A 24,003-nucleotide genomic window follows, 5' to 3' on the forward strand; every position below is an offset into this window, starting at 1 on the left:
CTTTCTATAAATAGTAGAACGTTCATTCTAATAATAACAGAAAGATATATCTGATGCAAGTTTGAGGAATTTTTGCATAAAAGATAAAAAATTTAAGACTAAAAATAAAAGTCAAAATGGTATATTTTTCAATAAAATAATACAGAGAATATTATTTTATTATGTTTTAAATAGTTTGCATGATAAACTAGTAATAAGTACTCTTAAAAAAGATAAGTATTTTAATAAAAACTAAAAGAATTATGGGGGAATTATAATGAACTGGTTTCAATTATCAAAAGTAGATATATTAAAGAAGCTCCAAGTAGAAGAGGATGTTGGATTAGCAGAAGAGGAGCGCAAAAAAAGATTATCAGAAAATGGTTTTAACTTATTATCTGGAGAAAAAACTGAGGGAAAATTAAAAAAGTTTTTCAAACACTTCAATGATTTATTGATTTATGTATTGCTCGTAGCTGCACTACTTAAAGGAGTTAGTCAAGACTATATCGATATGTTTATCATTTTAATCGTTGTGGTTATAAATGCATTGATTGGTTATATCCAAGAGTCAAAAGCAAGCAACTCCTTAGACGGCCTGACGAGTTTAATGGGAACAGAGGCGACAATCGTCATTAGCGGTGAGAAAAAAGTTGTTTCGACCGATTCTTTAGTAAAAGGTGACATTGTTTTACTGAACTCAGGAGATATTATTCCTGCTGACGTAAGAATTTTAGAAGCTTATAATTTAGTTGTAGATGAAGCAATGCTAACAGGGGAATCAACCCCTGTACAGAAAAATGCTGATTCCATATCAACGGAAGTAGACTTGGCAGACCGTGTCAATATGGGCTATTCAGGTTCTTTAGTGAACAGCGGAAGTGGTAAAGCGGTTGTTGTTGAAACAGGTGACAACACAGAGATAGGGAAAATTAGTGTCCACCTGAAAGAGGTTGGTGTGACAGAAACTCCTTTGATTAAAAAGATGAAATATTTGAATAAACAAATATTTTTTATACTTTTAATACTCATCGTTTCATTAGTTGTTTTCAGTTTCTTTCACCGGGATTTCACGTTTGAAGAAGCAACTTCCTGGATTATTTCACTGGCAGTGTCCTCAGTTCCTGAAGGATTGCCAGCAGTCCTTTCAATTATTTTATCTCTGGGTGTCACGCGCATGTCTGCAAAGAAAGCCATCATTAAAAAAATGCCAGCAGTTGAGACATTGGGAAGTATGGAAATTATCTGTTCCGATAAAACTGGTACCCTGACTAAAAATGAAATGTCAGTTTTGACAGTCCTGACTAAGAAAAAGATATTTGAAAAAAATCAAACTGAACAATGGAAAGATGACCTTAATATCTTTAATGAAGATTACCAACTCAAGAAGTTGGTTGAAACTGCTATTTATTGTAATGATACAAAAATTGATTACCATAATGGGCAAAGGACTGTGATTGGTAATCCGACCGAAGCAGCCTTACTAGAGTGGGCTTCTCACATGGAAACTACTCAAGATGAAAAGGTGCTGTATAAAATTCCGTTTGATTCCTCATACAAATACATGGCGACTCTAGTTGATGTAGATAATCAACGCTTTATTTACTTAAAAGGGGCACCAGATGTTTTACTTGGAATGGTAGATTATCAATTTGGCGATAACACAACAGAAAAAATTGACCCCAAACTATGGGATAAAATGATATCGAATCAAGCCAAAAAAGGACAGCGTATACTCGCTACGGCTATGAAAGAAGTTTCTTCGAATCAAAAAACAATTACACATGAAGATTTGAAAGAGAATATGGTTCTTGTTGGAATGTATGGTATCATTGACCCACCAAAACCATCTGCAATAGAAGCAATTAAAAAGAGCCACCGTGCTGGTATTTCCGTTAAGATGATTACCGGAGACCACAAAGATACAGCTGTCGCAATAGCGAAAGAAATTGGTCTGAAAAATACGGACAGAGCCATTACTGGTAAAGACATCGAAACGATGACAGAACAAGAGCTATCCGAAGTTGTACTTAAAAATGATGTTTTTGCGAGAACTACGCCAGAACATAAATTGCGATTAGTGAGTGCTATAAAAGCGCATGGCAAAATTGTTGGAATGACAGGAGATGGTGTGAATGATGCTCCAGCTCTTAAAAAAGCAGACATTGGTATCGCAATGGGGCAAAAAGGAACACAAGTTACAAAAGATGCTGCAGATATGGTTTTGGCAGATGATAATTTTGCTACCATTTCAGATGCAGTACGCGAAGGAAGACGTGTCTATGATAACTTAAAAAACACAATTTACTTTTCTTTACCAACAGCATTTGCTCAAGGTTTGTTAGTTGTGGTATCCATATTAATTGATCGTCCATTACCATTGACGTCAATCCAAATTCTGTGGTTAAATATGGTCACAACAATTACACTTTCTTTTGCATTAGGTTTCGAAAAAGAAGCCCCTGATGTCATGGACAAACCTCCTCGCGATCCACACGAAAATATTTTAAGTCGTTATGCTATCTTTAGAATGTTCTATGTTTCTATACTCTTAGCTGCTTTGGGCTTTTTAGTCAATAATATTGTTATATCTATGGGTGCATCAACACCTGTAGCCCAAACTACTCTTTTAATGACCCTCGTTTTCGGACAAGTGTTTTACATGATAAATTGTCGAAGTATATCCAAGTTCTCTATCGACCAAAACATGTTTAAAAATCGTGTGTTGTGGCTATCATTGTTTATTTTATTGGTGCTGCAACTTGCTATTGTCTATATCCCAACAATTAGTAACGCTTTAGGTACGACAAACATCGGGATTCATAATCTTCTTTATGCATCCTTAGCTGGATTAACAGTTTTCGTCGTAGTAGAGCTAGAAAAATTTATTTCACATCGTCTCTTTAGAAATTTAGCATAGAAAAAATTTATCACTTTCGATGAATATCAAAATAAAAAAGCTAGTGAATAACTCAATTCATTAGCTTTTTTTAGACTAATCTCGCTTCATGTATAACAGTGGATAGGGATTTCCTTGCTCATCGAACTCCGTTCTCTTATAGACTTCAAAGCCCATATATTCATAAAACCCTCTTGCGCGTGGATTTTGTTCATTCACAGCAAGATCATTAATGGAGTATTCAGTGATTCCATATTCGAGGAGTTTCTTGCCAAAGCCTTTACCTCTTTCACCAGATGCAATAAAAAGCATCTCTAGATGATGATCGACAATACCCATAAAACCAACTGGCGTATCTTTATCGTTTTTTAAGAGAATTAAACGAGGAATTTCCTTTAGTGCTTGAGGCACATACTTTTTAATATCACTTATTTCATTATCTGAAAGGAAGAGGTGTGTTTCTTTTACAGAACTTTCCCAAATCACCAATAACTTTTCTACTAAATCTTCAGATCTATCTTTTAAATCAATATCTATAACTTTCACTTAATTATGCTCCTTAATACTTTACTAAGCTAATCCTAACACATGAAGTTCCTTATTTCAATTTATGGCATGACTAGAGTCTTTCTTTAGAAGATATTTTTTCTGTTTAATTATATTATATATATTTATACTAATTTTTATATTATGGTATAATATTCAATAAAATTAAAAAATAGGAGTTCTTGAAATTATGGAAAAAACCTTTATCCCAAAAGACTACAAATCAATACTGGATGTTTATGATACTCAAACAGCTATTGGATTTATTAAACGTTGTTTTGAAGAAGCGCTAACAGGAAGTTTAAAACTAAAAAGAGTATCAGCCCCACTTTTTGTTGACGATCATTCGGGTTTAAATGATAACTTAAGTGGAAACGAACGACCTGTAAAATTTGATGTACCAGTTTTAAATTATAATGGAGAAATTGTACATTCCTTAGCTAAATGGAAAAGAGCCGCTTTAAAACAATATGATTTTCATGTAGGCAACGGCCTTTACGCAGATATGAATGCCATTAGACGTGACGAAGAGTTAGATAATCTTCATTCAATTTATGTAGACCAATGGGACTGGGAGCGAGTGATTTCAAGAGAACAACGAAGCCTTGATTACCTAAAAGAAACCGTTCAAAATTTAGTGAATGCTATCGCAGAAACATCAAGTCGTTTACATACCAAATATCCAAAAGTAGAAACAGTCATAGATACAAATGTTTCCTTCATTACAAGTCAAGAATTAATAGATCTTTATCCCAACTTAACAGCAAAAGAAAGAGAAAATGTTTACGTTAAAGAACATCCGACTACCTTTATCTTACAAATTGGTGATATCTTAAGCCACGGTGAACCACATGATCAGCGGGCACCAGACTATGATGATTGGTCTTTAAATGGTGACTTACTTTTCTGGCATGAACCTTTAGGATGCGCAATGGAATTATCGAGTATGGGCATTCGTGTAGATGATAAAGCTTTACTTACACAATTAGAAAAGGCCAATGCCAACGATCGTTTAGCATATCCTTTTCATCAGCAAATACTCAATAATGAATTACCATTAACCATTGGTGGAGGTATTGGACAAAGCCGCATGTGCATGTTATTACTGAGTAAAGTACATATCGGTGAAGTACAAGTTTCTTTATGGGATGAAGAAACACTTAATGCTTGTAAAGATAAGGTCTTTTTACTATAAAAACTAGGGATGAAGGAAAGTAATTAGAGTTAAAAAATATAAAGTGTGTTTGAAGTTATTGCTTAATAATAAAAATAAACTTTTTTTGTTAGATTATTATCCTCCAAGGCATAAATGATAAAAGAAAATTTATAAAACCCATAGAGACTACTCTTCTCTATGGGTTTTATCTCAAGTTAAGAATGTGAATTTATATAGCTGTCCTTTATTTCTTGAGGTAAGTCCTCAGGAATTTTTCTTTTTACAGCTTGTTCATCGCCAGTACTCAAAGCTTCATCGTAATACCAACATTTGAACTTTAACATATCAAGTGTCTTATTCAGATGATTAATTTCTTCCTCAATCTGTTGTTTTTGGTCATTAAAGAGTTTTTTTCTTTCCTCGAGAGTTTCGTTACCAAGCTCCGTCCAGTCAATGAATTTTTTAATATCTCTAATTTTTAGACCAGATTTTTTCAGGCATTCAAAAACCCGGAGAGCTTCAATTTCGTCTTCAGAAAATTGACGAATACCCGATTTTCGCTCAATCTTTGGAAATAATCCTTCTTTATCATAATACCGTAACGTTGATATAGGAATATCAAACATTTTTGAAACTTCACCAATTGTATACATGTTTTCTACCTCTTTTAGTGAGAAAGTGTTTTGTACAATAATATCGTAAATATCATACGTTAACTTTCTTTACATACTAAATTATATCATAACAATTTTCTAATTATTTTTATAAAAGAAGTTTGAAATAAAATAATTTTACTTATTATTTGACCTAAAGTGCACTCTAGGGTATATAATAAATCTTACAATAAGAGAGGAGATAGAATAATGACAGATTATAATCCATTATTTGGTAAAGGTGAATTAAACATTGACTATGCAAAATTTTTTATTGGAGATTCTCATTTAAAATTTTTAGCAAGTCAAGGAGATATTTCAGTTAATAACGTTACGTTTGAGCCAGGAACTAGAAATGATTGGCACACGCATAGCAATGGTTTCCAAATCCTTCTTGTCACAGATGGAGAGGGCTGGTACCAAGAAGCTGGAAAGCCTGCTCGAAAGCTTGCTAAAGGAGATGTCGTAAGCATTTCAGACGGTGTCAAACACTGGCATGGTGCAACAAAAACCTCTTGGTTTAGTCATATTGCAATTAGCAAGGGGACTACTACTTGGTTAGGAAAAGTAACAGATGAGTATGAAAATTTGTAAGGAGAATAGAAAATGAAAACAACAATTTTTGAAAAAGCAGGTTTGGTAACAGTTCAAGAAGTGGAAAAACCAAAATTACAAGCAGAAGATGATGTTATTATCAAAGTTGTCCGTGCCTGTGTTTGTGGATCAGATTTATGGTCGTATGCTCATGGAGACAACAAGGAAGCCCACTCTGAAAATACAGGGCACGAGGCCATTGGGATTGTGCAAGAAATCGGATCTGCTATTACAACAGTAAAACCTGGTGACTTTGTAATTGCTCCCTTTACACATGGGTGTGGTGAATGTGATGCATGTCGTTCAGGATTCGATGGGACATGTGATCGACACCTTGGAGGTTCAAACTGGTCAAATGGTTTTCAATCAGAATATATTCGTTTCCACTATGCAAATTGGGCATTAATAAAAATTCCAGGACAACCCTCCGATTATACTGAAGGTATGTTAAAGTCCTTACTTACTCTGGCAGATGTTATGCCTACAGGTTACCATGCTGCGAGATGCGCCAATGTACAAAGAGGAGACAAAGTCGTAGTTATTGGGGATGGTGCTGTTGGTCAGTGTGCAGTTATAGCCGCTAAAATGCGGGGCGCTTCTCAAATTATTTTGATGAGTCGTCATGCAGATCGTCAAAAATTAGCCTTGGAGTTAGGTGCAACAGATGTTATTGCTGAACGTGGAGAAGAAGGAATTGCAAAAGTTCGTGAAATTTTAGGTGGCGGTGCGGATGCTGCTCTTGAATGTGTTGGAACTGAATCAGCAATAGACCAAGCACTTGGAGTTCTTCACAATGGGGGACGCGTTGGTTTTGTTGGTGTACCTCACTATAATAACCGTCCGCTTGGTTCGACATTTGCACAAAATATTTCAATTGCCGGAGGTTCAGCATCTGTAACGACATATGATAAACAATTCTTGCTAAAAGAAGTCCTGGATGGAAATATTAATCCTGGTCGCGTATTTACTCAAACTTATGATTTTGAGAATGTCAATCAAGCTTATCAAGACATGCAAGATCGTAAAACAATCAAATCTATGATTGTTATGTCCAAAAGTTATTAAATTACAAGCAATGAGAAAAAGCCTTGTGTAGGTACTTAAAATAAATCTTCCTTTTAGAAAAATGGAAAGAGAGTTTTTTGTAGAAACCGAAGCCGATATGTCAAGATTGGAGAAATATTAAATGCCAACAACTAAAACAGGACAAATAAAATCCGAATCACATTTCCATAATGCAGTTAAATATATTTTAAATCCTGATAAAACAAATGAGCAGGTTTTAACCAGTAGAGTATTAGAGTGTCAACCTGGTGATCTACTAGAATATATTGAAGGTCAGATATAAATATTTATAAAGACTATTGGTTGAACTCCAGTAGTTTTTTTATTATATAAACTAAATTATTTTCTTACGAAATCAAAACATAGTGTGTTTTGAGATTCAACAAACAAATAATGAAAAACACAAAATAAACATCGATAAACAATAAATTACTCTTGACAATCAATTCATTAAATTATATAATACAAAATGAAAAATATTGGAGGTTACAAATAAAATCGAAAAACAAAAGTTAAACATCTACATCAGTAATTAATATAAAGGAAAAATACTATGCATATATTAGAATTAAAAAAAATAAGGAAATCATATTTTCTTGGTAAGGAAGAGTTCCCCGTTCTAAAAGGAATTGACCTAGATTTTGATAGAGGTGAATTCATTAGTTTACTTGGTGAGTCCGGAGGTGGTAAATCCACTTTGATGAATATAATTGGAGGGCTAGATAGAAACTATGATGGAGATGTTATTGTTGACGGTATCCCTCAAAAAAGAAAAAAAGAAAAAGATATGGATAGCTATCGCCGGGATACGATAGGATTCATCTTCCAATCTTTTAATCTGATTAGCTATTTAAATGTTCTAGACAATATCCTCATTAGTCTCAAGATGACGACCCTTTCTGAAAAAGAAAGACATGCTCGAGCTGTTGAATTGACAAAACAAGTTGGGTTATATGACCACCGCAAGAAGACCCCTTCTCAACTTTCGGGAGGTCAAAAGCAACGGGTAGCAATTGCTCGTGCATTAGCATCGGATCCTGAAATCATTCTTGCAGATGAACCAACTGGCGCTCTCGATTCACAAAATACTAAAGAAGTATTAGCTTTATTAAGTAAAATTGCAAAATCAGGAAAGACTGTTATTGTTGTGACTCACTCACAAGAAGTTGCTGATTTTGGTACGCGTATTATTCGTTTGGCAGATGGGAAAATTATTGGCGATGAACGTCTGAAAGATTCTTATCCTATTGAAAAGAAAAGTCATATACAGTCGAAAGTCCTTTCCAGAAGCGAAATATTTAAAACAGCATTTAAACATTTCACACACACATGGAAATTAAATTTACTTATTGCGATAGGGACAGCCATTGGTTTATTCTCCGTCATCTTTTTCCTGGGATTAGGCAATGGTGTCAGAAACTATATGAACCATATGATGACGTCAAGTATCAATCCAAATGTTGTAACAGTATTTAAACGTACAACGAAAGATGATAAATTAAGCAATGATGATGCACTAAATAAGGCACAACAAAACATTGGAACCTCTAAAGGAAATATGGATTCTACTTATATTGATAAGTTGAAAAACAATGATAATGTCAAAAAAGTAGAACCAACCTACTCTATTGCAAGCAAGGGTTCTCTTCAATATGGAGACAAGAGTAAAACGGGCCCTCTCTCACTTTTGAGCTGGACAGAATCCAATGCAAATGATAAATATAGTGTGGGGAGGAAGCCAGATGAGGGAGAAATTGCACTCTATGGAACGGAAGCTAAGCTTCTCTCTCCAGACTATAAAGCCCTTGTAGGACAAACAATTCACTTAAATTTTGAAGCAAAATCAAAAGAAGGAGCCACACAATCTGTTTCGGCTGATTTAAAAGTATCCGGAGTTTTACAAGATGCATCTACAAGTGATTCAAATAGTGTAACTGTATCAAGTTCAACTGAGTCAAGTGGTGAAAGTAACATTATAGTATCTTATTCAACTATGGCAACTCTCCTTTCTTCTGCGGGAGCAGACAGTAATCCAAATTATGCTGTAATTACTGTAAATGAAGTCAAAAATGTTAAAGCTGTCACTGAAACTGTTCAAAATGCAAAAATTGATGGAAGTAAAGCTTTTATAACCTATTCAGCCACAGGATTCCTAGATGTTTTTACGAACATAACAAGTATCGTGAGTTATCTTCTCGCAGCGATTGCAGGTATAAGTTTAATTGTCTCAATATTTATGATTATTGTTACAACTTATATGAGCGTTGCGGAGCGCACAAAAGAAATAGGTGTTATTCGAGCATTAGGTGGTCGAAGAAAAGATATTTCTCGACTATTTACGGCAGAAAGCTTTATCCTAGGACTTTTATCTGCAACTCTTGCAATTGTTATTGCTTACTTAGGTGAGTTTATAATTAATTCAGCATTATCAGACTTACTAAATGGCGCACAAATTGTTAAAATTTCTACAGGAAATATAATCTTTGCTATGATTATTGCTGTGTTGATAGCATTACTTGCAAGCCTTGCTCCAAGTAGTCGTGCAGCACGGCTTAACACGATTGAAGCATTGTCGGCAGACTAAAAACCTAAATTATATTATGAATTACTTAATAATATAAAAAATTTTTTAATAAAATGATAGGAGCTCAAAGTTATGTTTAATAATTCAAAATTAGAGAAACAAAGCAAAGGTACAAATGATGACCTTAGAAATATTCTTAAAGATAAATATTTAGAAAAATATAAAATTGAACAAGACATAAAACTTCTTAAAGCAAACATAAGTGCTTGGGAAAATATGTAAAAAAGGCAATTGAAAAATACAATATGTAATTAATTAACTCTATTGCAAAAAAATAAAGAATTAGAAGACAAAGTAAAATGAAAAAGACACTCATAGCTGGGCTTATGCTCGCAACAGTTTCAATAGGCGTACAAGCCTCAGCAGACTCAATCAATGGGCACCAAGTAACGCTCGCAGACTCAAATACTGCAATCGGGAAAAACGGTATGATATGGCATAATGATGGTGGTACCTGGTATGCTGATGACGGCAGTGAGAGTGGTTTTCTTGCCCCAGACAAGCCTGAAATACCAGCAATTAAAATACCGAAAATCCCAGAGGTTACAGCAGAACCAGAAGTACCGCATAAAGCACTCCCTGAGCAAAAGATACCAACTAAACTTCCGACTGTTGACACGACAGACAATATAGCTGTAGAGGAGGTAAATGTCCCTCGAGCTAGAGAACAATTGACGCCCCAAATCCAAACGGTAGGGCCACACCTTGATGCACCTCAACATATAGAAAAAGCACCGAAACCCATTGAGCAAAAGATACCAGAACCTATAACGGTGATAGATCCGATAGAAGAGCCAGAAATTGACGCAAACGGTTCAGCAACTATCAGAATCATGGAACCGAAAATACTGGATAACTCAGCAATTCATAATAGTATTCCTACAGATACCAAGCAAGAAATAAAAAAAGCTAAAAGTGATACACGTGTAGCTACACTGACACCCAAAAACCAAGCTGTGTTGACAACACTAGGCACAAGTATGAAAAACGCATCTACTAGAACGTATCAAGCAAAGGGCATACCACTACCTGCAACAGGTGAGGTTGATACGATAACATATGTAGTTTTGGGTATGAGTTCGATTGTAGGCGCTGCAGTACTTGCACTATATTTACAACGTAATAGTTAAGGTTACTCATACCTGAAATTCTCTCAAAAATAATAAAAGATAATTTATAATCCCCATGGAGGTTAGTAATCTCTATGGGGATTATCTTTGCTTAATAACGGGAATTTATATAACTTTCTTTTATAACTTAACATCTAATTTTAACATATACTTTCTCTGATGTTCCGATGTATAGTATCGTTCCAAATTTTATTATCTTCAGCAGAATCTAATCTAAAATATTTCTTTCCTTTGGTGCTTGCATACTCTTCGCCTTTGCAAAAATCTCTTACCCACTCCTTTAGCATCAATATCAGTCACAAAGTTATGTAAGTAAAAGAAGAAGCACATCATTCCCCACCTATCCTTCTCTCCAACAATATAGCAGTAGCAATAATATTATTTGTTTTTTCTCTAGAATAGTTTTTATCTTATTCGGTAATGTTTCATTGTTTTTTTCCAACTTTATCCGTCCAATGCATTCTTTACATAAGAATTAGAGTTAAATTTAGCACAAAAGAATTACAACGCAAGTTTTTCGGAAAGATGTCTAATAAAAGATTCTATTATCATATGTTTATCAGCAATAACCCAAGGAAGAATAAATAAAATGAAGACAATCCAAGCTTTACACGTCAATGGATCAAATAAAAACTCCACATTACGGAGTTTTTTCTATGAGATTTAATTGGTTTAAAGAATATTTTCTTTCAATTTAGTGTTTTTCTTATAAACCTTTTGTTATACAAAGCCAGATAAAAAAATTACTTTAAATGGCTCAACAGTCAAGTTCAAACCTATTTATTTATAGAAGTTATGATATAATTATATTCGAAAAAATAAATAAATAGAAAGAATTTATTAAACTTACTGAGTATATAGTTTAGAGAGATCTTGGGATATCCTATGACATCTTTCCGAAAAACTATAATATTCTTGAAAGTTTTATAAATTTATGGTATACTTAAAAAACTATGAAACGTGAACTTCTACTTGCAAATATTGACCGCATAAAAAAACGTATGCCCGACTTCGTTTTGGAATATTATCAATCAAAGCTTAGTATTCCTTATAGCTTGACTACGCTCTATCAATATCTTTTAGAATACGAGAGATTTTTTAATTGGCTTATTGATAGTGATGTCAGCAAAGCAAAAAATATTTCTGGTATAGATTTAGATACATTAGAAAATCTGGCACGTTCTGACATTGAGGGTTATATCCTCTACTTACGTGAAAAACCACGTCAAAATAATAAGTCTGGACTAACACAAAACTCAGTAAAACGTACTTTAGCTGCACTTTCCAGCCTTTTTAAATATCTTACGGAGCAAGCTGAAGGCGTAAATGGCGAGCCATACTTTTACCGTAATGTTATGAAAAAAGTGCAGATTCAAAAAAATAGAGAAACTTTGGCTTCCAGGGCTGAGAATATTAAAGGAAAACTGTTTTTAGGCGATGAAACACAAGGTTTTCTGGATTTTATTGATAATGAATACGAAAAAAGTTTGTCTAATCGAGCACTCTCTTCTTTTAATAAAAATAAAGAACGTGATTTAGCGATTATTGCGCTGATGTTGGCTTCTGGCGTACGTTTGTCTGAAGCTGTTAATATCAATATAGCTGATCTGAATATGAAGACTCTAGTTGTGGAAGTTACACGTAAAGGGGGCAAACGGGATGCCGTTAATATTGCAAAATTTGCTGAGCTTTATCTACTCAACTACTTAGAGATTCGTGAACAGCGTTATAAACCAGAAAAAAATAATAAAGCCTTCTTCTTGTCTATTTACCGAGGGCAAGCTTCTCGGATTGATGGATCAAGCATTGAAAAGTTAGTCTCTAAGTACTCGCAAGCTTTTAAAGTAAGAATAACACCACATAAACTTCGTCACACCTTAGCAACTCGCCTTTACGCACAAACCAATTCTCAAGTTCTGGTAAGTCATCAGCTCGGACATTCTTCAACACAGGTTACAGACCTCTACACCCATATTATTAGTCAAGAACAGAAAAATGCACTTGACGAACTATAAGCAAGACTGGTAAAATTTAAGTAGACTATTAATTTTAGATAAAAACTATAAGTGGAAAGAATCGAATGAATAATACTACTCTAAAAATGTCACAACAAGAAATTATTTATGAATTGAAATATGCTTGGAGCAGACAAAAATCCGTTAGCATACGCTTTTTGCAAAACTCGCAAGAAACTACTTCTCAAGGTAAAATTTTTGGTATTGACTATGATTTACTTTATATTAAAGAAGAGAACTTGGTGCGGAGAATTGCCTTAGATGATATTTTAAGCATAAATATATAGCATTTTACATAATTAATTTTATGTACAATACACTTAATAATAAAAACCTCTATTAATTTAGAGGTTTTTATTATTACATTTTTTCAATGATTTGGCTTAAGTCTTCTAATGCTCGCTCAGCAACCTTCGTATAACGTTCCTTTTTTTCACGGATACGCGGACCTTCAAGTTCTTTGACAATACCAAACGTCACATTCATAGGTTGGAAATGTTTACTGTCTGTATGTGTGATGTAATATGGGAGGGCACCAATAGCTGTTGTTTGCGGGAATATGATTTCTTCTTCACCCTTAAAAAGGCGAGCAGCGTTTATTCCGGCAACCAAACCACTTGCTGCTGATTCAACGTAACCTTCTACACCAGTCATTTGACCGGCAAAGAAAAGATTTTCTTGTTTTCTTGATTGGAAAGTTTGCTTGAGTAGGTTAGGGGAATCCATGTATGAATTTCGATGCATTACACCATAACGTACAAATTCAGCATTTTCTAATCCAGGTATCATTTGGAAAACACGTTTTTGCTCCCCCCACTTAAGGTGAGTTTGGAAACCTACGATATTATACAAAGATGCCGAAGCATTATCCTGGCGCAACTGTACAACGGCATAAGGCGTTTTAAAATCACCATCACGTGGACCGGTATATGTATCAGGATATTCTAATCCAACAGGTTTCATTGGTCCAAATAACATTGTTTTATAACCACGTTTAGCCATTTCCTCGATTGGCATGCAGCCTTCGAAAACTTTTAGATCTTCAAATGAATTGAGTGGGACCTCTTCAGCAGTAATTAAAGCTTGTTGGAAATTATTGAATTCTTCCTTTGTCATTGGACAATTAATATAGTCCGCTTCTCCTTTATCGTAACGAGATTTTTTATAGACTTTATCGTAATCTATTGTATTCGCATCAATAATCGGAGCTGCAGCATCATAGAAATAAAAGCCATCTCCACCATTAAATTCATGAATTTTTGCAGCTAAAGCATCACTTGTTAAAGGACCAGTTGCAATAATTGTAATTTCTTCGTCTAAGTTAGGTAAATCTGTAATTTCACCGCGGATTACCTCAATCAAAGGGTTTTCTGAAACAGCTTGAGTAATAAAAGCTGAAAACTCTTCACGGTCAACTGCTAAAGCTCCGCCAGCTGGTACTTGTGTTTTTTCGGCAGCTTGCATCATGACAGAATCCAAACGACGCATTTCCTCCTTCAGTAGTCCCACAGCATTTGTGATTGCTGCTCCACGGAAAGAATTTGAACAAACCAACTCGGCAAATTTGTCTGTTTTATGCTGAGGCGTAGCTTTAACGCCACGCATTTCGTAAAGTTTTACTGGAATACCGCGTTTTGCAATTTGGTAAGCAGCTTCAGAACCCGCAAGACCTGCGCCAATAACGTTTATATGTGTTTTATTCATTTTAACTTTCTATATTAAACATAAAATTAATTATGTAAAATGACTTTATTTTTGTTTTTCCTCTTTGTAGTCACAAGTTTCATTACTACATACTACTTGTTTACCACCGCCACGTACTTTCTTTTCTACCAAATAGTGCTCACATTTTGGACAAGAACGGCCAACAGGTTTATCCCAGCTTGTAAATTCGCAATCAGGGTATCTGTCACAACCATAGAAAAGACGATTTTTCTTTGTCTTACGTTCAATGATTTGCCCTTTGTGGCAACTTGGACAGGTTACGCCAATTTCTTTTACAATGGCTTTGGTATTGTGACATTCAGGGAAATTACTACATGCATAGAATTTGCCATATCGTCCCAACTTAATTACCATTGGATGTCCACAAACGTCACAATCAAAACCAGCTGGTTCGTCTTTAATGACGATTTTTTCCATTTCAACTTCGGCTTTTTCAAGTTCGACGGCAAAAGGTTTATAAAATTGATCAACGACATCAACCCAGCGACGCTGTCCTTCTTCTACCTTATCCAGATCTTTTTCCATTTCGGCTGTAAATTCAGTATTTACAATGTTCGGGAAAAATTCAACCACAAGTTTATTTACAATTTCGCCTAGTTCAGTTGGTTCAAAACGTTTGGCCACTAAACGGGCATAATAACGTTTTTGGATTGTTTCAAGAGTTGGTGCATATGTTGATGGACGGCCAACTCCATTTTCTTCCAGGACTTTAATCAAAGTTGCTTCACTGTAACGGGCAGGCGGCTGAGTAAAGTGCTGTTCAGGTTTGAGATTTGCTTTCTTAACAATATCTCCAGCTGCCATATCAGGAAGCATGTTGTTTTTCTCAGAGTCGTTATAGATAGCTAAATAACCATCAAATTTAACTTGTGAGCCATTGGCAATGAAAATTACACCATTTTGTGAAAGGTTTACTTTCATCGTATCAAAAATAGCAGCTGTCATTTGGCTTGCCACAAAGCGATTCCAAATTAAAGTGTAAAGTTTTAACTGATCTTTGTCTAAATATTTTGCAATTGCTTCAGGGGTATTAAGGACATTAGTGGGACGGATTGCTTCATGGGCATCTTGAGCTCCGGCTTTATTAGAAACTTTTGACGAATGTTTGCTATACTTAGCACCAAAACGCTCTGTAATGAAGTCTGCAGCTACGCCTTGCGCCACTGGAGAGATACGTGTTGAATCGGTACGCATATAGGTAATCAGCCCTTGGTGGCCTTGTGCACCCAATGTGAGCCCCTCATATAGTTGTTGGGCAACCATCATGGTTTTCCGTGTACGGAAATTAATTTTATTGGCCGCATCTTGTTGCATTGAGCTTGTTGTATATGGAAGTGGTGAATTTCTACGACGTTCTTTTTTCTCTACTTTATCGACATCGAAATCTGGACCAGACAACCGAGACATAACTTCCATCACATCATCATTGTTATTTAGTGCACGTTTCTTACCATCAACACCCCAGAAAGCAGCTTTAAACTTTTTAGCTCCTTTTTTAAATTCGCCATCAATTGACCAATATTCTTGAGGGATAAAAGCATTAATTTCGTTTTCTCGATCAACAATGAGTTTGAGGGCGATAGACTGGACACGACCAGCTGATAATCCTTTTTTAACTTTTTTCCAAAGAATTGGACTGATTGAATACCCAACTAAACGGTCTAAAATACGACGTGCTTGTTGTGCATCTACCAAATCAACATCAATACTACGTGGTTCTTTAAATGCATTTTTAACAGCATCTTTAGTAATTTCGTTAAAAACAACCCGATTTTTATCTTCCAAAGGAAGACCTAAAATATGTGCCAAGTGCCAAGCAATGGCTTCTCCTTCTCGGTCCGGGTCACTTGCTAAGTAAACAGCTTTTGCTGCTTTAGCCTCTTTTTTAAGAGAATTGATCAGCGGTGCTTTTCCACGTATATTAATATATTGTGGTTCATAATCATTGTCAATGTCTACGGACATTGTTGATTTTTTCAAATCACGTATATGCCCAACAGATGCCACAACTTTGTAGTTTCGCCCTAAATATTTTTCAATTGTTTTTGCTTTAGCAGGTGACTCAACAATTACGAGATTTTTGCCTTTAACAATTTTTGTTTTCTTTTTACTCGCAGTTTTCTTACTGCTCGTTTTCTTTTTTGTAGTTGTTTGTTTTTCACTTGCTTTCGCCATATATTTACCTATTTTTTCAAATTTCAATAGTCTAATAATATAGGCTTTTAGGTCAGATGTCAAGTAATAAAACCAAAAGTGTTTTTCTTATAGGAGAATTAAACATTTATTAAAAGGAAAAAAAGTTCTGTCAGTCCTTGGTTTTACTAATTTTACATAGATTTATAAATTTTCAATTTTTATAAAAAATTAAGGAAAGAAATTCCCTTCATATAAATAAAATTCATCTAAAATATCTTGTCCATGAGTGACAAGCTTGGCTGCACCTTGTTGGATTAATTGATTACAGCCAGAAGCATTTCTATTCAAAATATCTCCAGGTACAGCAAAAACTTCTCTATTACCCTCTAAAGCATAACGACTTGTGATAAGGCTACCACTACGTTGTTTTGCTTCCACAACGACAACACCACGGGAAAGACCAGCAATGATTCTATTTCTCTCTGGGAAATGAAACTTGAGGGGTTGCTCTTCTACAAGGTATTCTGATAAAACTAATTCATGTGCTGCTAAGTATTCTTGTAATTTACGATTTTCTTTTGGATAACTAATATCTAACCCATTACCAATGACAGCAATGGTTGGAGTTTTTTGTTTTACAGCTGCTACATGGCTTGAGGTGTCAACACCGCGTGCTAATCCGCTCACAATAACAAAATTTTGCTTTAATTCCTCAATAAGCTTGTGGATTATTCTTGGTGCTTCCTTAGACATTTCACGACTGCCTACAAACCCAAGTTTAGGAAGACTAAGCAATTTAAGATCTCCTTGATAAAAAAGGAGGGCAGGCGGATTATATGTTTCTCTCAGCCATTCGGGATAAATGTCATCTAAAATGGAAAAGGAGGGGAAAACTTTGTATTGCTCACGAAGTCGTTTCACATCTTGACTCTTATAACTCTCAATAAAATTAGGGACAGTTTTGACCTCTGCAATCCGCGCTAACTGGCGTAGAGTGAGTTTTGCTTCATGCCTCCTCTGATAATCAATCAGTTTCAAAATCCCTAAATTAGACATTCCTGCTTTTTTTAAACGTAATATTTCAAAGTTTTTAATCATGCAGCCTCCATTTTTGGTGTTATTCATTAATTAATACGCAAAAAATAGAAGCTGTTCACATAAAAAACTGCATTTCTGCAGTTTTTTTATTCCGCTTGTTCAATATCTTTTTTGAGTTGATCAAGATTAAATTTGGCTTGGAGGAAGTTTTGAGATTTTGTTGGGAAATTTTGCTCTAAGGCATCCACTTGGCCTATTTCTACTTTACCGGAAAAGCCAGTAAATCCTAAAATATGGCCACCAAAATTGCATGAATCAGCAAGAAAATGCAGATGGTATCCAGCGACACTTACACCATGAAACATTTCTGGAGTCCAAAAACCGACGATAGTTCCCTTGACGTTCTCCTCTTTATATTCGGGTTGATTTTCTGCTACTTTAGCAAAAGGTTCGCCTTCTGCTGCGCCTGGAGCCATGCGCACATGCATCATATCAAAATCACCAGTCATTTTAATTGTATAAAAGGTATTTTCGCTATTAAACTCATTTTCAATTTTTTTGAAGAGTTCTTCGCTGGCGATTTTTTCTTCTTGTTGGAAAGAAAGTGTTGCTTCATGATGAGATACTGCAGCGTATGGGACAGTTTCATTGTCTTCTACTTGACGTACTTTTTTGTCTCCTGTTGCAATATAAGCTTTGCCATCCAAGACAATCAACTCACCATTGATACCTGACAAGGTTCCAATACCAAAGTTGCCTTTTTTCAAAAGCTCACCAATCGTTAAGGTTCCTTCATAAAGTCCTGACATCAAAGCTGCAAGGGTGTTGTGTTGAAATAATTTCATTTTTCTTTCCTTTCAAATTTTGTAATTTTCAATACTCTAATTTTACCATATTATTACTGTCATGATAAAAATACGGATTGTTTTTTTAAGGCATTTTCTAAAAAAAACTAAGCAATATTGCTTAGTTTTTGATTAATTATGTATTAGTCTTCAAACCATTTATCAACTTGTTCTTTGTGAGATTTAATCCATGTTGCTGCTGCTTGTTCTGGTGTTTTACCATTTTGAACATCAAGCATTACAGATTCCATATCTTTTTGAGACCAGTTAAACTTGTCTAATACTTTATATGCTTCAGGATTATCTTCTTTAAGTCCTTTACGTACAATAGTATTGATGTCTTCAGCTTTACCCATTGAGTTTTTAGGATCTTCTAAATATTTCAAATCATACTTATTAAACATCCAGTGAGGTGACCAGCCAGTGATTACGATATCTTTATGTTGCTTGATAGCTTCACCAAGGGCAACAGTCATCGCACCTGAAGACGATGGTACTAAGTTCCAATCTTTCAAGTTATCATAATCTTTCAGAGCCTTCTCTGTTGCGGCCATAACACCAGCACCAGGTTCAATACCGATAATTGATTTATCTGCTTGATCCTTCAGGTCTTCGATAGAATTTGCTTTCATGTAGCTTGGTACGACAAGACCAACTTTAGCTCCTTTAAGGTTAGGGCCAAGTAATTCAACGGACTTGCTGAATTTTTTCCATTGTGTTTCATGGGTGTTTGGGAGCCAAGCAGAAACCATACCGTCAGCTTGACCATTTGCTACAGTTTGCCAAGCAACTGTATTATCTAAAGCTGTCTTCTTAACGTCAAATCCATGTTGCTCCATAGCTTGACTTAATACGTTAATAGATGCAACTTCTGAGTCCCAGTTCATATATACAAGCTCAACATTTTTATCTGCTGCTGTTTTCGTAAGTGTAACACCAGAAATACCACCAATGATAAGAACGATAAGGGCTACTAGCGCTCCTCTTTTTTTCCATTTCTTAAGTTGCGGATTGCCTTGTTTTTCAGTTGGGGCAACATTAAGTTTTTGAGTGAAACGGTCAATGATAATAGCTAAAATAACTAAAGCAATACCGTTTACAAAACCTTTACCGATATCCGCAGATTGAACAGCCGCTAAGACGCCACGTCCAAGACCAGGTGCACCGATCATTGAAGCAATAACGACCATTGAAAGTGCCAACATAATAGTTTGGTTAACACCTGCTAAAATTGTTCCTTTTGCTAACGGAAACTCTAACTTAAAGAGCTTTTGTCTTGGTGTTGACCCAAAAGAATCTGCTGCTTCGACCAATTCAGTAGAAACTTGACGAATACCCAAGTTTGTCATACGAACTGTTGGTGGCAAAGCAAAGATAACTGAGGCAAATACACCAGGGACCACACCGATACCAAAGAAAGCAACGGCCGGAATCAAGTAAACGAAACCGGGCATGGTTTGCATGAAGTCCAAAATGGGCTGCACAATCTTAGCAACAAGTTCGGACTTAGCCATCCATATACCTAAAGGAATACCGATAATAATAGAAACTAAACTAGAAAGCAAGACCAGTGTTACTGTATTCATCAAGTCTGTCCATAAACCTTGATTGGCAATAAGAACTAAACCTAAGAATGTAAAGATAGGGAAGGCAATTTTACGTCCAGAAACTAAAACTGCCAAAAAAGTAACAACAATAATCATTAACCAAAATGGTACAGCTGTAAGTCCTGCAGTTACTGTATCCATAATTGCTGTACCAGCTTTTTGAATAATATCAAAACCAGCACTTAGATTACTTGTAATCCAATCTGTTGCAGTCGAAACCCAATCTGCTAAGGGTATCTTACCTATTGCTAACTCAATCATTATTTACCTCCTCATCGTCTACATCTGCTAAAGCTTCAAGTACTCGTCCGCGGATAAGAATACCTTTGAGGAATCCTTCGTCATCTACCACGGCAACAGGCGTTGGAGAGTCATATATGATAGGTAAGATATCACTTACTAATGTTTCTTTACCAACTTGTCCAACATCTGTCATGAGAACTTCGCGAAGAGATTTATTCGCTTGTTTTGCTTGAACTGCTGCTTCACTGGTAATAACACCATAAAATTGACGTTTTTTATCGACAGCCATTAAAGAACTTACTTCTTCTGTCTTCATCTTTTTAAGCGCAACACTTGGACCATCAATGTCAATGTTAGTTGTTAAGGCAGGAATCATAATGTTCTCCGCTGTGATAACTTTTGCACGATCGACATCTTCCACGAAGGTTTTAACGTAATCATTAGCAGGATTAGTAAGAATTTCTTCACCTGTACCAATCTGCATGATTTTACCATCCTTCATAATGGCAATACGGTCACCGATACGTAATGCTTCATTCAAGTCATGCGAAATGAAAATAATTGTTTTTTGGAATTTTGCTTGAAGTTCCAAAAGTTCATCTTGCATCTCACGACGAATCAATGGGTCCAAAGCTGAGAAAGCTTCATCCATCAGAAGAATTTCTGGGTCATTGGCTAAAGCACGAGCCAAGCCGACACGTTGTTGCATCCCTCCTGAAAGTTGATTTGGATATTGATTTTTAAAATCAAGTAAGTTAGCATTGTCTAAAGCTTTTTCAGCACGCTTGCGACGCTCTTCTTTTGGTACGTTTTGTACTTCCAAACCATATTCTGTATTCTCAAGAATCGTTCTATGAGGGAAGAGACCAAAATTTTGGAAAACCATACTCATCGTTTTGCGACGCACTTTCAGCAAATCTTCTTTATTTAACGTAGCAACATCTTCACCGTCAATGAAAATCTTACCGCTTGTTGGCTCAATCAAACGATTAAGCAAACGTAATAGTGTGGACTTCCCTGAACCAGAAAGTCCCATAATAACGAAAATTTCGCCTTCATTTACTTCGAAGTTGGCATCATAAACACCGACACTCGCACCTGTTTTTCTTAAAATTTCGTTTTTCGAATCACCCTGCTCGACCATTGCCAAAGCAGTTTTTACACGTTTACCAAATATTTTGGTTAAGTGCTCAATTTTAATTTTTACTGGCAAAATATTCTCCTTTACTCTTAATAATTAAATACATTTCATTATTTAATGTTCATCAAAGTGACCATTCCATAATAACAAGGTATTGTCACTTTGTCAAATAAGTAAACTTACAAATATCTTAAATTGCCTAAATTTGAAAAAAATCCTCCTATAGCGACAGTTCCTATTGCCTGTCTCTATAGAAAGATATTTCTCAATGTCAAAACTAATTTTTATAAAAGAAATTTTGAATAATTTGTAAAGAATCTGCTCCACCAACAAAATACAAGGTATCATATTGGTTCAATGTTGCATATGGACCCGGCGAAATAATTAATTCGTCATTCTGTAAGATGGCAATAACGGTTGCACCTGTATTTTGCCATAAGTTCATTTCTCCGATAGTTTTACCTAAGTTTTCGGAAGGTTCATTAAGCTCAAGTTCAATCGGAGTCATTGGATTGGATTTTTGAAAGTGTGCTGTTTGTCCAACGAGTTTATCTAAAGTCGATGAAAAATTGGCAAGTTCCTTTTGTTGGCGAGCGACACTTTTCAAAATATCAGCTTGTAAATCCTGAATTGATTTAACTTCTTGATGTTGAGTCAAAAACTGTTGAGCTTTTTGACGTGAAGCAATAACGACGCCACTTCCATGAATTGAATCCACAATCCCTAAATCACTAAGAATGCTTACTGCTTTTCGTGCTGTTTCGGGAGAAACACCAAAAGTTGTTGCTAAGGTCGATCTTGCATAAATTTTTTGACCGATTTTTAATTCGTTGCGTACAATATTTTCCGCAATTAATATAGCAATTTGCTGATATTTCGGTTGTCTAACCTCTTTCACTTTTTCCTCCTTTTTTATTTATTCGTATACTATCATCATATAAAAATGCATTATGCTTTCTATTTTAATGTAAAAATACAAAAAAAGATAGTAAAATTATTTTTATAGTGTAAAATTTCGAATATATCCTAGTTTGTATTTTATCGACTTGTATGATAAATATGTTTCGTATAAGTAATCTATGATATAATAGTCGCAAAAGTTTAAAAATAGAAAGTGATAATATGAACTGGATTTTTCGATTGATTAAAGGAATGATTATTGCTCTTGGCTTCATTCTTCCTGGTGTTTCTGGCGGGGTTCTTGCAGCCATTTTAGGGATTTATGAACGTATGCTCCATTTCTTGGCTCATATTCGTCAGGATTTCAAGAAGAATTTTCTTTTCTTCCTTCCTGTTGGTATTGGTGGGATTTTAGGCTTAGTTCTCCTTAGTCGACCTCTTGAGTGGGTGTTAGCGCATTATCAGATAATTGTATTATGGGGGTTTGCAGGTGCAATTTTAGGAACACTCCCTTCTCTCTTTAAAGAAAGCACACGTCAGAAGGCTCGTGATAAAAGTGATACCTTTACTTTAATCCTCACATTTGTTTTGTCAACACTTATTTTATATATGTTACCTGCCATTGCAGGGACGGTTCCGGCAAACTTCTTTGGTTTCTTCCTTGCAGGTATTTTAATTGCCTTAGGTGTTTTGGTACCTGGACTTAGTCCATCAAATCTTCTTTTGATTCTTGGACTTTTCTCTCCGATGCTCGAAGGTTTTAAAAACCGTGATATTTTCGGTGTGTTTCTTCCTATTGCCATTGGTGGATTATTTGCTCTAGTAAGTTTTTCAAAATTAATGGAGAAACTTCTTATTAATTTCCATTCTAAAGTTTACAACTTTATCATTGGTTTAGTACTCTCAAGCACATTGCTGATTGTAGTACCTACACAAAGTGCCGAAGCCATCAATTATGCAGGTGCAACTCTCTCAACCTTCTTTATGAGTGCTCTACTCTTTGTAATTGGACTTGTATTAGGTCTCTGGATGAGTAAGTTAGAAGAAAAATATAAATAAAGATTAATATCATAATAAAAAAGACTGGATATCAATCCAGTCTTTTTTATCTTAGTCTGTTTCAATTAAACCAATATTTTTATCGGCACGTCGGTAAACAACACTCGTACGATTAGTATAGGCATCCAAGAAAACATAAAAATCATGGCCAAGCATATCCATCTGAAGCACTGCCTCTTCCGCATCCATCGGTTTAAGATCAACACGTTTCGTGCGGACGATTTTCACAGTATCTTCTTCAATCTCATCAATGGCATCTAAAGGAGCAAATTCGTCACCAAAGGCTAAGCCAGTTGGGACATTTATTTTTGATTTGCGGTTTACACGCGTTTTATATTTGCGAATTTGTCGTTCTAACTTTTCTTCCACTAAATCAATAGCTGCAAGTACATCTAGAGCAGTATTTTCTGCTCTTAAAGTTACATTTTTAGCTGGCACAGTTACTTCAACCTTATTACGCTTATCGGAATAAGACTTAATATTCACGTAGGCTGTGACTTCATGTCCATCATTAAAATATTTATTTAATTTACCGATTTTATCTTCGATATATGAATGAATTGCATCTGTAATTTCCACATTTTCAGCACGAATACTAAATTTAATCATAAGGTTGTTCCCATGGCATTTCAAAGAAATGCTCTTTCTTTTATTTATTTCTTATTTAATTTTAATATAAAAACAAATA

The 24,003-nt window shown here is 35.2% G+C and carries 21 protein-coding genes; 11 read left to right on the forward strand and 10 right to left on the reverse strand.

What is annotated here, in order from left to right:
- The first annotated feature begins 256 nt into the window (after positions 1-256).
- Positions 257-2,899, forward strand: a complete 2,643-nt coding sequence (locus BZZ03_RS04050; protein WP_086582590.1) for an HAD-IC family P-type ATPase — start codon at positions 257-259, stop codon at positions 2,897-2,899.
- Between the two features lie 75 nt (positions 2,900-2,974).
- Here BZZ03_RS04050 and BZZ03_RS04055 read toward each other — a convergent pair whose 3' ends face one another.
- Positions 2,975-3,424, reverse strand: coding sequence for a GNAT family N-acetyltransferase (locus tag BZZ03_RS04055; RefSeq protein ID WP_086582591.1), 450 nt, complete (start codon positions 3,422-3,424; stop codon positions 2,975-2,977).
- Between the two features lie 190 nt (positions 3,425-3,614).
- Between BZZ03_RS04055 and asnA the strand changes: the two genes are divergently transcribed.
- Complete coding sequence (gene asnA / locus BZZ03_RS04060) at positions 3,615-4,619, forward strand: aspartate--ammonia ligase (RefSeq protein WP_086582592.1); 1,005 nt, start codon at positions 3,615-3,617, stop codon at positions 4,617-4,619.
- A gap of 176 nt (positions 4,620-4,795) precedes the next feature.
- On the opposite strand, the gene BZZ03_RS04065 is transcribed toward asnA, so the two are convergent.
- Complete coding sequence (locus BZZ03_RS04065; protein ID WP_019293941.1) at positions 4,796-5,233, reverse strand: MerR family transcriptional regulator; 438 nt, start codon at positions 5,231-5,233, stop codon at positions 4,796-4,798.
- Positions 5,234-5,443: 210 nt separating this feature from the next.
- On the opposite strand from BZZ03_RS04065, the gene BZZ03_RS04070 reads away from it, so the two are divergent.
- The 8 genes from BZZ03_RS04070 (at position 5,444) to BZZ03_RS04095 (ending at position 12,908) form a co-directional block, all read left to right on the forward strand.
- The gene (locus BZZ03_RS04070; protein WP_086582593.1) at positions 5,444-5,827 is read left to right on the forward strand and encodes a cupin domain-containing protein; all 384 of its coding nucleotides are present in this window, start codon (positions 5,444-5,446) and stop codon (positions 5,825-5,827) included.
- Positions 5,828-5,839: 12 nt separating this feature from the next.
- Entirely contained in the window at positions 5,840-6,892 is a 1,053-nt protein-coding gene (locus BZZ03_RS04075) for a zinc-binding dehydrogenase (RefSeq protein ID WP_086582594.1), read from the forward strand.
- Positions 6,893-7,013: 121 nt separating this feature from the next.
- The gene (locus tag BZZ03_RS11970; RefSeq protein WP_158092864.1) at positions 7,014-7,175 is read left to right on the forward strand and encodes a hypothetical protein; all 162 of its coding nucleotides are present in this window, start codon (positions 7,014-7,016) and stop codon (positions 7,173-7,175) included.
- A gap of 270 nt (positions 7,176-7,445) precedes the next feature.
- A complete protein-coding gene (locus BZZ03_RS04080) occupies positions 7,446-9,476 on the forward strand; it encodes an ABC transporter ATP-binding protein/permease (protein ID WP_086582595.1) in 2,031 nt (676 codons plus the stop codon).
- A gap of 72 nt (positions 9,477-9,548) precedes the next feature.
- Positions 9,549-9,698 carry a hypothetical protein gene (locus BZZ03_RS11975; RefSeq protein WP_158092865.1) on the forward strand — a complete coding sequence of 50 codons (150 nt, stop codon included), beginning with the start codon at positions 9,549-9,551 and terminating at the stop codon, positions 9,696-9,698.
- 77 nt (positions 9,699-9,775) lie between these two features.
- Positions 9,776-10,606, forward strand: a complete 831-nt coding sequence (locus BZZ03_RS04085) for an LPXTG cell wall anchor domain-containing protein (RefSeq protein ID WP_086582596.1) — start codon at positions 9,776-9,778, stop codon at positions 10,604-10,606.
- A gap of 953 nt (positions 10,607-11,559) precedes the next feature.
- Positions 11,560-12,621: a tyrosine recombinase XerS gene (xerS, locus tag BZZ03_RS04090; RefSeq protein ID WP_061413091.1), complete on the forward strand. Its 1,062-nt coding sequence runs from the start codon at positions 11,560-11,562 to the stop codon at positions 12,619-12,621.
- Between the two features lie 65 nt (positions 12,622-12,686).
- Positions 12,687-12,908: a hypothetical protein gene (locus BZZ03_RS04095; RefSeq protein WP_019292266.1), complete on the forward strand. Its 222-nt coding sequence runs from the start codon at positions 12,687-12,689 to the stop codon at positions 12,906-12,908.
- A 73-nt stretch (positions 12,909-12,981) separates the two neighbouring features.
- Here BZZ03_RS04095 and trmFO read toward each other — a convergent pair whose 3' ends face one another.
- The 7 genes from trmFO to BZZ03_RS04130 all read right to left on the reverse strand — a co-directional run bounded on the left by trmFO (position 12,982) and on the right by BZZ03_RS04130 (position 22,254).
- Complete coding sequence (gene trmFO, locus BZZ03_RS04100; RefSeq protein WP_086582597.1) at positions 12,982-14,325, reverse strand: methylenetetrahydrofolate--tRNA-(uracil(54)-C(5))-methyltransferase (FADH(2)-oxidizing) TrmFO; 1,344 nt, start codon at positions 14,323-14,325, stop codon at positions 12,982-12,984.
- 45 nt (positions 14,326-14,370) lie between these two features.
- Entirely contained in the window at positions 14,371-16,521 is a 2,151-nt protein-coding gene (gene topA, locus BZZ03_RS04105) for a type I DNA topoisomerase (RefSeq protein WP_061413090.1), read from the reverse strand.
- A gap of 189 nt (positions 16,522-16,710) precedes the next feature.
- A complete protein-coding gene (gene dprA, locus BZZ03_RS04110; RefSeq protein ID WP_086582598.1) occupies positions 16,711-17,580 on the reverse strand; it encodes a DNA-processing protein DprA in 870 nt (289 codons plus the stop codon).
- A gap of 86 nt (positions 17,581-17,666) precedes the next feature.
- Positions 17,667-18,365 carry an acetolactate decarboxylase gene (gene budA / locus BZZ03_RS04115; protein ID WP_046401190.1) on the reverse strand — a complete coding sequence of 233 codons (699 nt, stop codon included), beginning with the start codon at positions 18,363-18,365 and terminating at the stop codon, positions 17,667-17,669.
- Between the two features lie 143 nt (positions 18,366-18,508).
- Positions 18,509-20,233 carry an ABC transporter permease/substrate binding protein gene (locus BZZ03_RS04120; protein WP_086582599.1) on the reverse strand — a complete coding sequence of 575 codons (1,725 nt, stop codon included), beginning with the start codon at positions 20,231-20,233 and terminating at the stop codon, positions 18,509-18,511.
- Positions 20,226-21,428, reverse strand: a complete 1,203-nt coding sequence (locus tag BZZ03_RS04125) for a quaternary amine ABC transporter ATP-binding protein (RefSeq protein WP_014024780.1) — start codon at positions 21,426-21,428, stop codon at positions 20,226-20,228. The genes BZZ03_RS04120 and BZZ03_RS04125 overlap by 8 nt, the downstream gene beginning before the upstream one ends.
- A 205-nt stretch (positions 21,429-21,633) precedes the next feature.
- Positions 21,634-22,254 (reverse strand): GntR family transcriptional regulator, encoded by a 621-nt coding sequence (locus tag BZZ03_RS04130; protein ID WP_086582600.1) that lies wholly within the window; start codon positions 22,252-22,254, stop codon positions 21,634-21,636.
- 224 nt (positions 22,255-22,478) lie between these two features.
- Between BZZ03_RS04130 and BZZ03_RS04135 the strand changes: the two genes are divergently transcribed.
- Positions 22,479-23,315: a DUF368 domain-containing protein gene (locus tag BZZ03_RS04135; protein ID WP_019291677.1), complete on the forward strand. Its 837-nt coding sequence runs from the start codon at positions 22,479-22,481 to the stop codon at positions 23,313-23,315.
- Positions 23,316-23,366: 51 nt separating this feature from the next.
- Here BZZ03_RS04135 and hpf read toward each other — a convergent pair whose 3' ends face one another.
- Positions 23,367-23,924: a ribosome hibernation-promoting factor, HPF/YfiA family gene (gene hpf / locus BZZ03_RS04140; protein WP_086582601.1), complete on the reverse strand. Its 558-nt coding sequence runs from the start codon at positions 23,922-23,924 to the stop codon at positions 23,367-23,369.
- Positions 23,925-24,003: the final 79 nt, after the last annotated feature.

This window comes from Lactococcus petauri (assembly GCF_002154895.1).
Lineage (GTDB): Bacteria > Bacillota > Bacilli > Lactobacillales > Streptococcaceae > Lactococcus > Lactococcus petauri.

Excerpts from the sequence above, each read along its gene's own strand:
- BZZ03_RS04050 (WP_086582590.1), top strand. The coding sequence starts at position 257 with ATGAACTGGTTTCAATTATCAAAAGTAGATATATTAAAGAAGCTCCAA.
- asnA (WP_086582592.1), top strand. The coding sequence starts at position 3,615 with ATGGAAAAAACCTTTATCCCAAAAGACTACAAATCAATACTGGATGTT.
- BZZ03_RS04065 (WP_019293941.1), bottom strand. The coding sequence starts at position 5,233 with ATGTATACAATTGGTGAAGTTTCAAAAATGTTTGATATTCCTATATCA.
- BZZ03_RS04070 (WP_086582593.1), top strand. The coding sequence starts at position 5,444 with ATGACAGATTATAATCCATTATTTGGTAAAGGTGAATTAAACATTGAC.
- BZZ03_RS04075 (WP_086582594.1), top strand. The coding sequence starts at position 5,840 with ATGAAAACAACAATTTTTGAAAAAGCAGGTTTGGTAACAGTTCAAGAA.
- BZZ03_RS11970 (WP_158092864.1), top strand. The coding sequence starts at position 7,014 with ATGCCAACAACTAAAACAGGACAAATAAAATCCGAATCACATTTCCAT.
- BZZ03_RS04080 (WP_086582595.1), top strand. The coding sequence starts at position 7,446 with ATGCATATATTAGAATTAAAAAAAATAAGGAAATCATATTTTCTTGGT.
- BZZ03_RS11975 (WP_158092865.1), top strand. The coding sequence starts at position 9,549 with ATGTTTAATAATTCAAAATTAGAGAAACAAAGCAAAGGTACAAATGAT.
- BZZ03_RS04085 (WP_086582596.1), top strand. The coding sequence starts at position 9,776 with ATGAAAAAGACACTCATAGCTGGGCTTATGCTCGCAACAGTTTCAATA.
- xerS (WP_061413091.1), top strand. The coding sequence starts at position 11,560 with ATGAAACGTGAACTTCTACTTGCAAATATTGACCGCATAAAAAAACGT.
- BZZ03_RS04095 (WP_019292266.1), top strand. The coding sequence starts at position 12,687 with ATGAATAATACTACTCTAAAAATGTCACAACAAGAAATTATTTATGAA.
- trmFO (WP_086582597.1), bottom strand. The coding sequence starts at position 14,325 with ATGAATAAAACACATATAAACGTTATTGGCGCAGGTCTTGCGGGTTCT.
- topA (WP_061413090.1), bottom strand. The coding sequence starts at position 16,521 with ATGGCGAAAGCAAGTGAAAAACAAACAACTACAAAAAAGAAAACGAGC.
- dprA (WP_086582598.1), bottom strand. The coding sequence starts at position 17,580 with ATGATTAAAAACTTTGAAATATTACGTTTAAAAAAAGCAGGAATGTCT.
- budA (WP_046401190.1), bottom strand. The coding sequence starts at position 18,365 with ATGAAATTATTTCAACACAACACCCTTGCAGCTTTGATGTCAGGACTT.
- BZZ03_RS04120 (WP_086582599.1), bottom strand. The coding sequence starts at position 20,233 with ATGATTGAGTTAGCAATAGGTAAGATACCCTTAGCAGATTGGGTTTCG.
- BZZ03_RS04135 (WP_019291677.1), top strand. The coding sequence starts at position 22,479 with ATGAACTGGATTTTTCGATTGATTAAAGGAATGATTATTGCTCTTGGC.
- hpf (WP_086582601.1), bottom strand. The coding sequence starts at position 23,924 with ATGATTAAATTTAGTATTCGTGCTGAAAATGTGGAAATTACAGATGCA.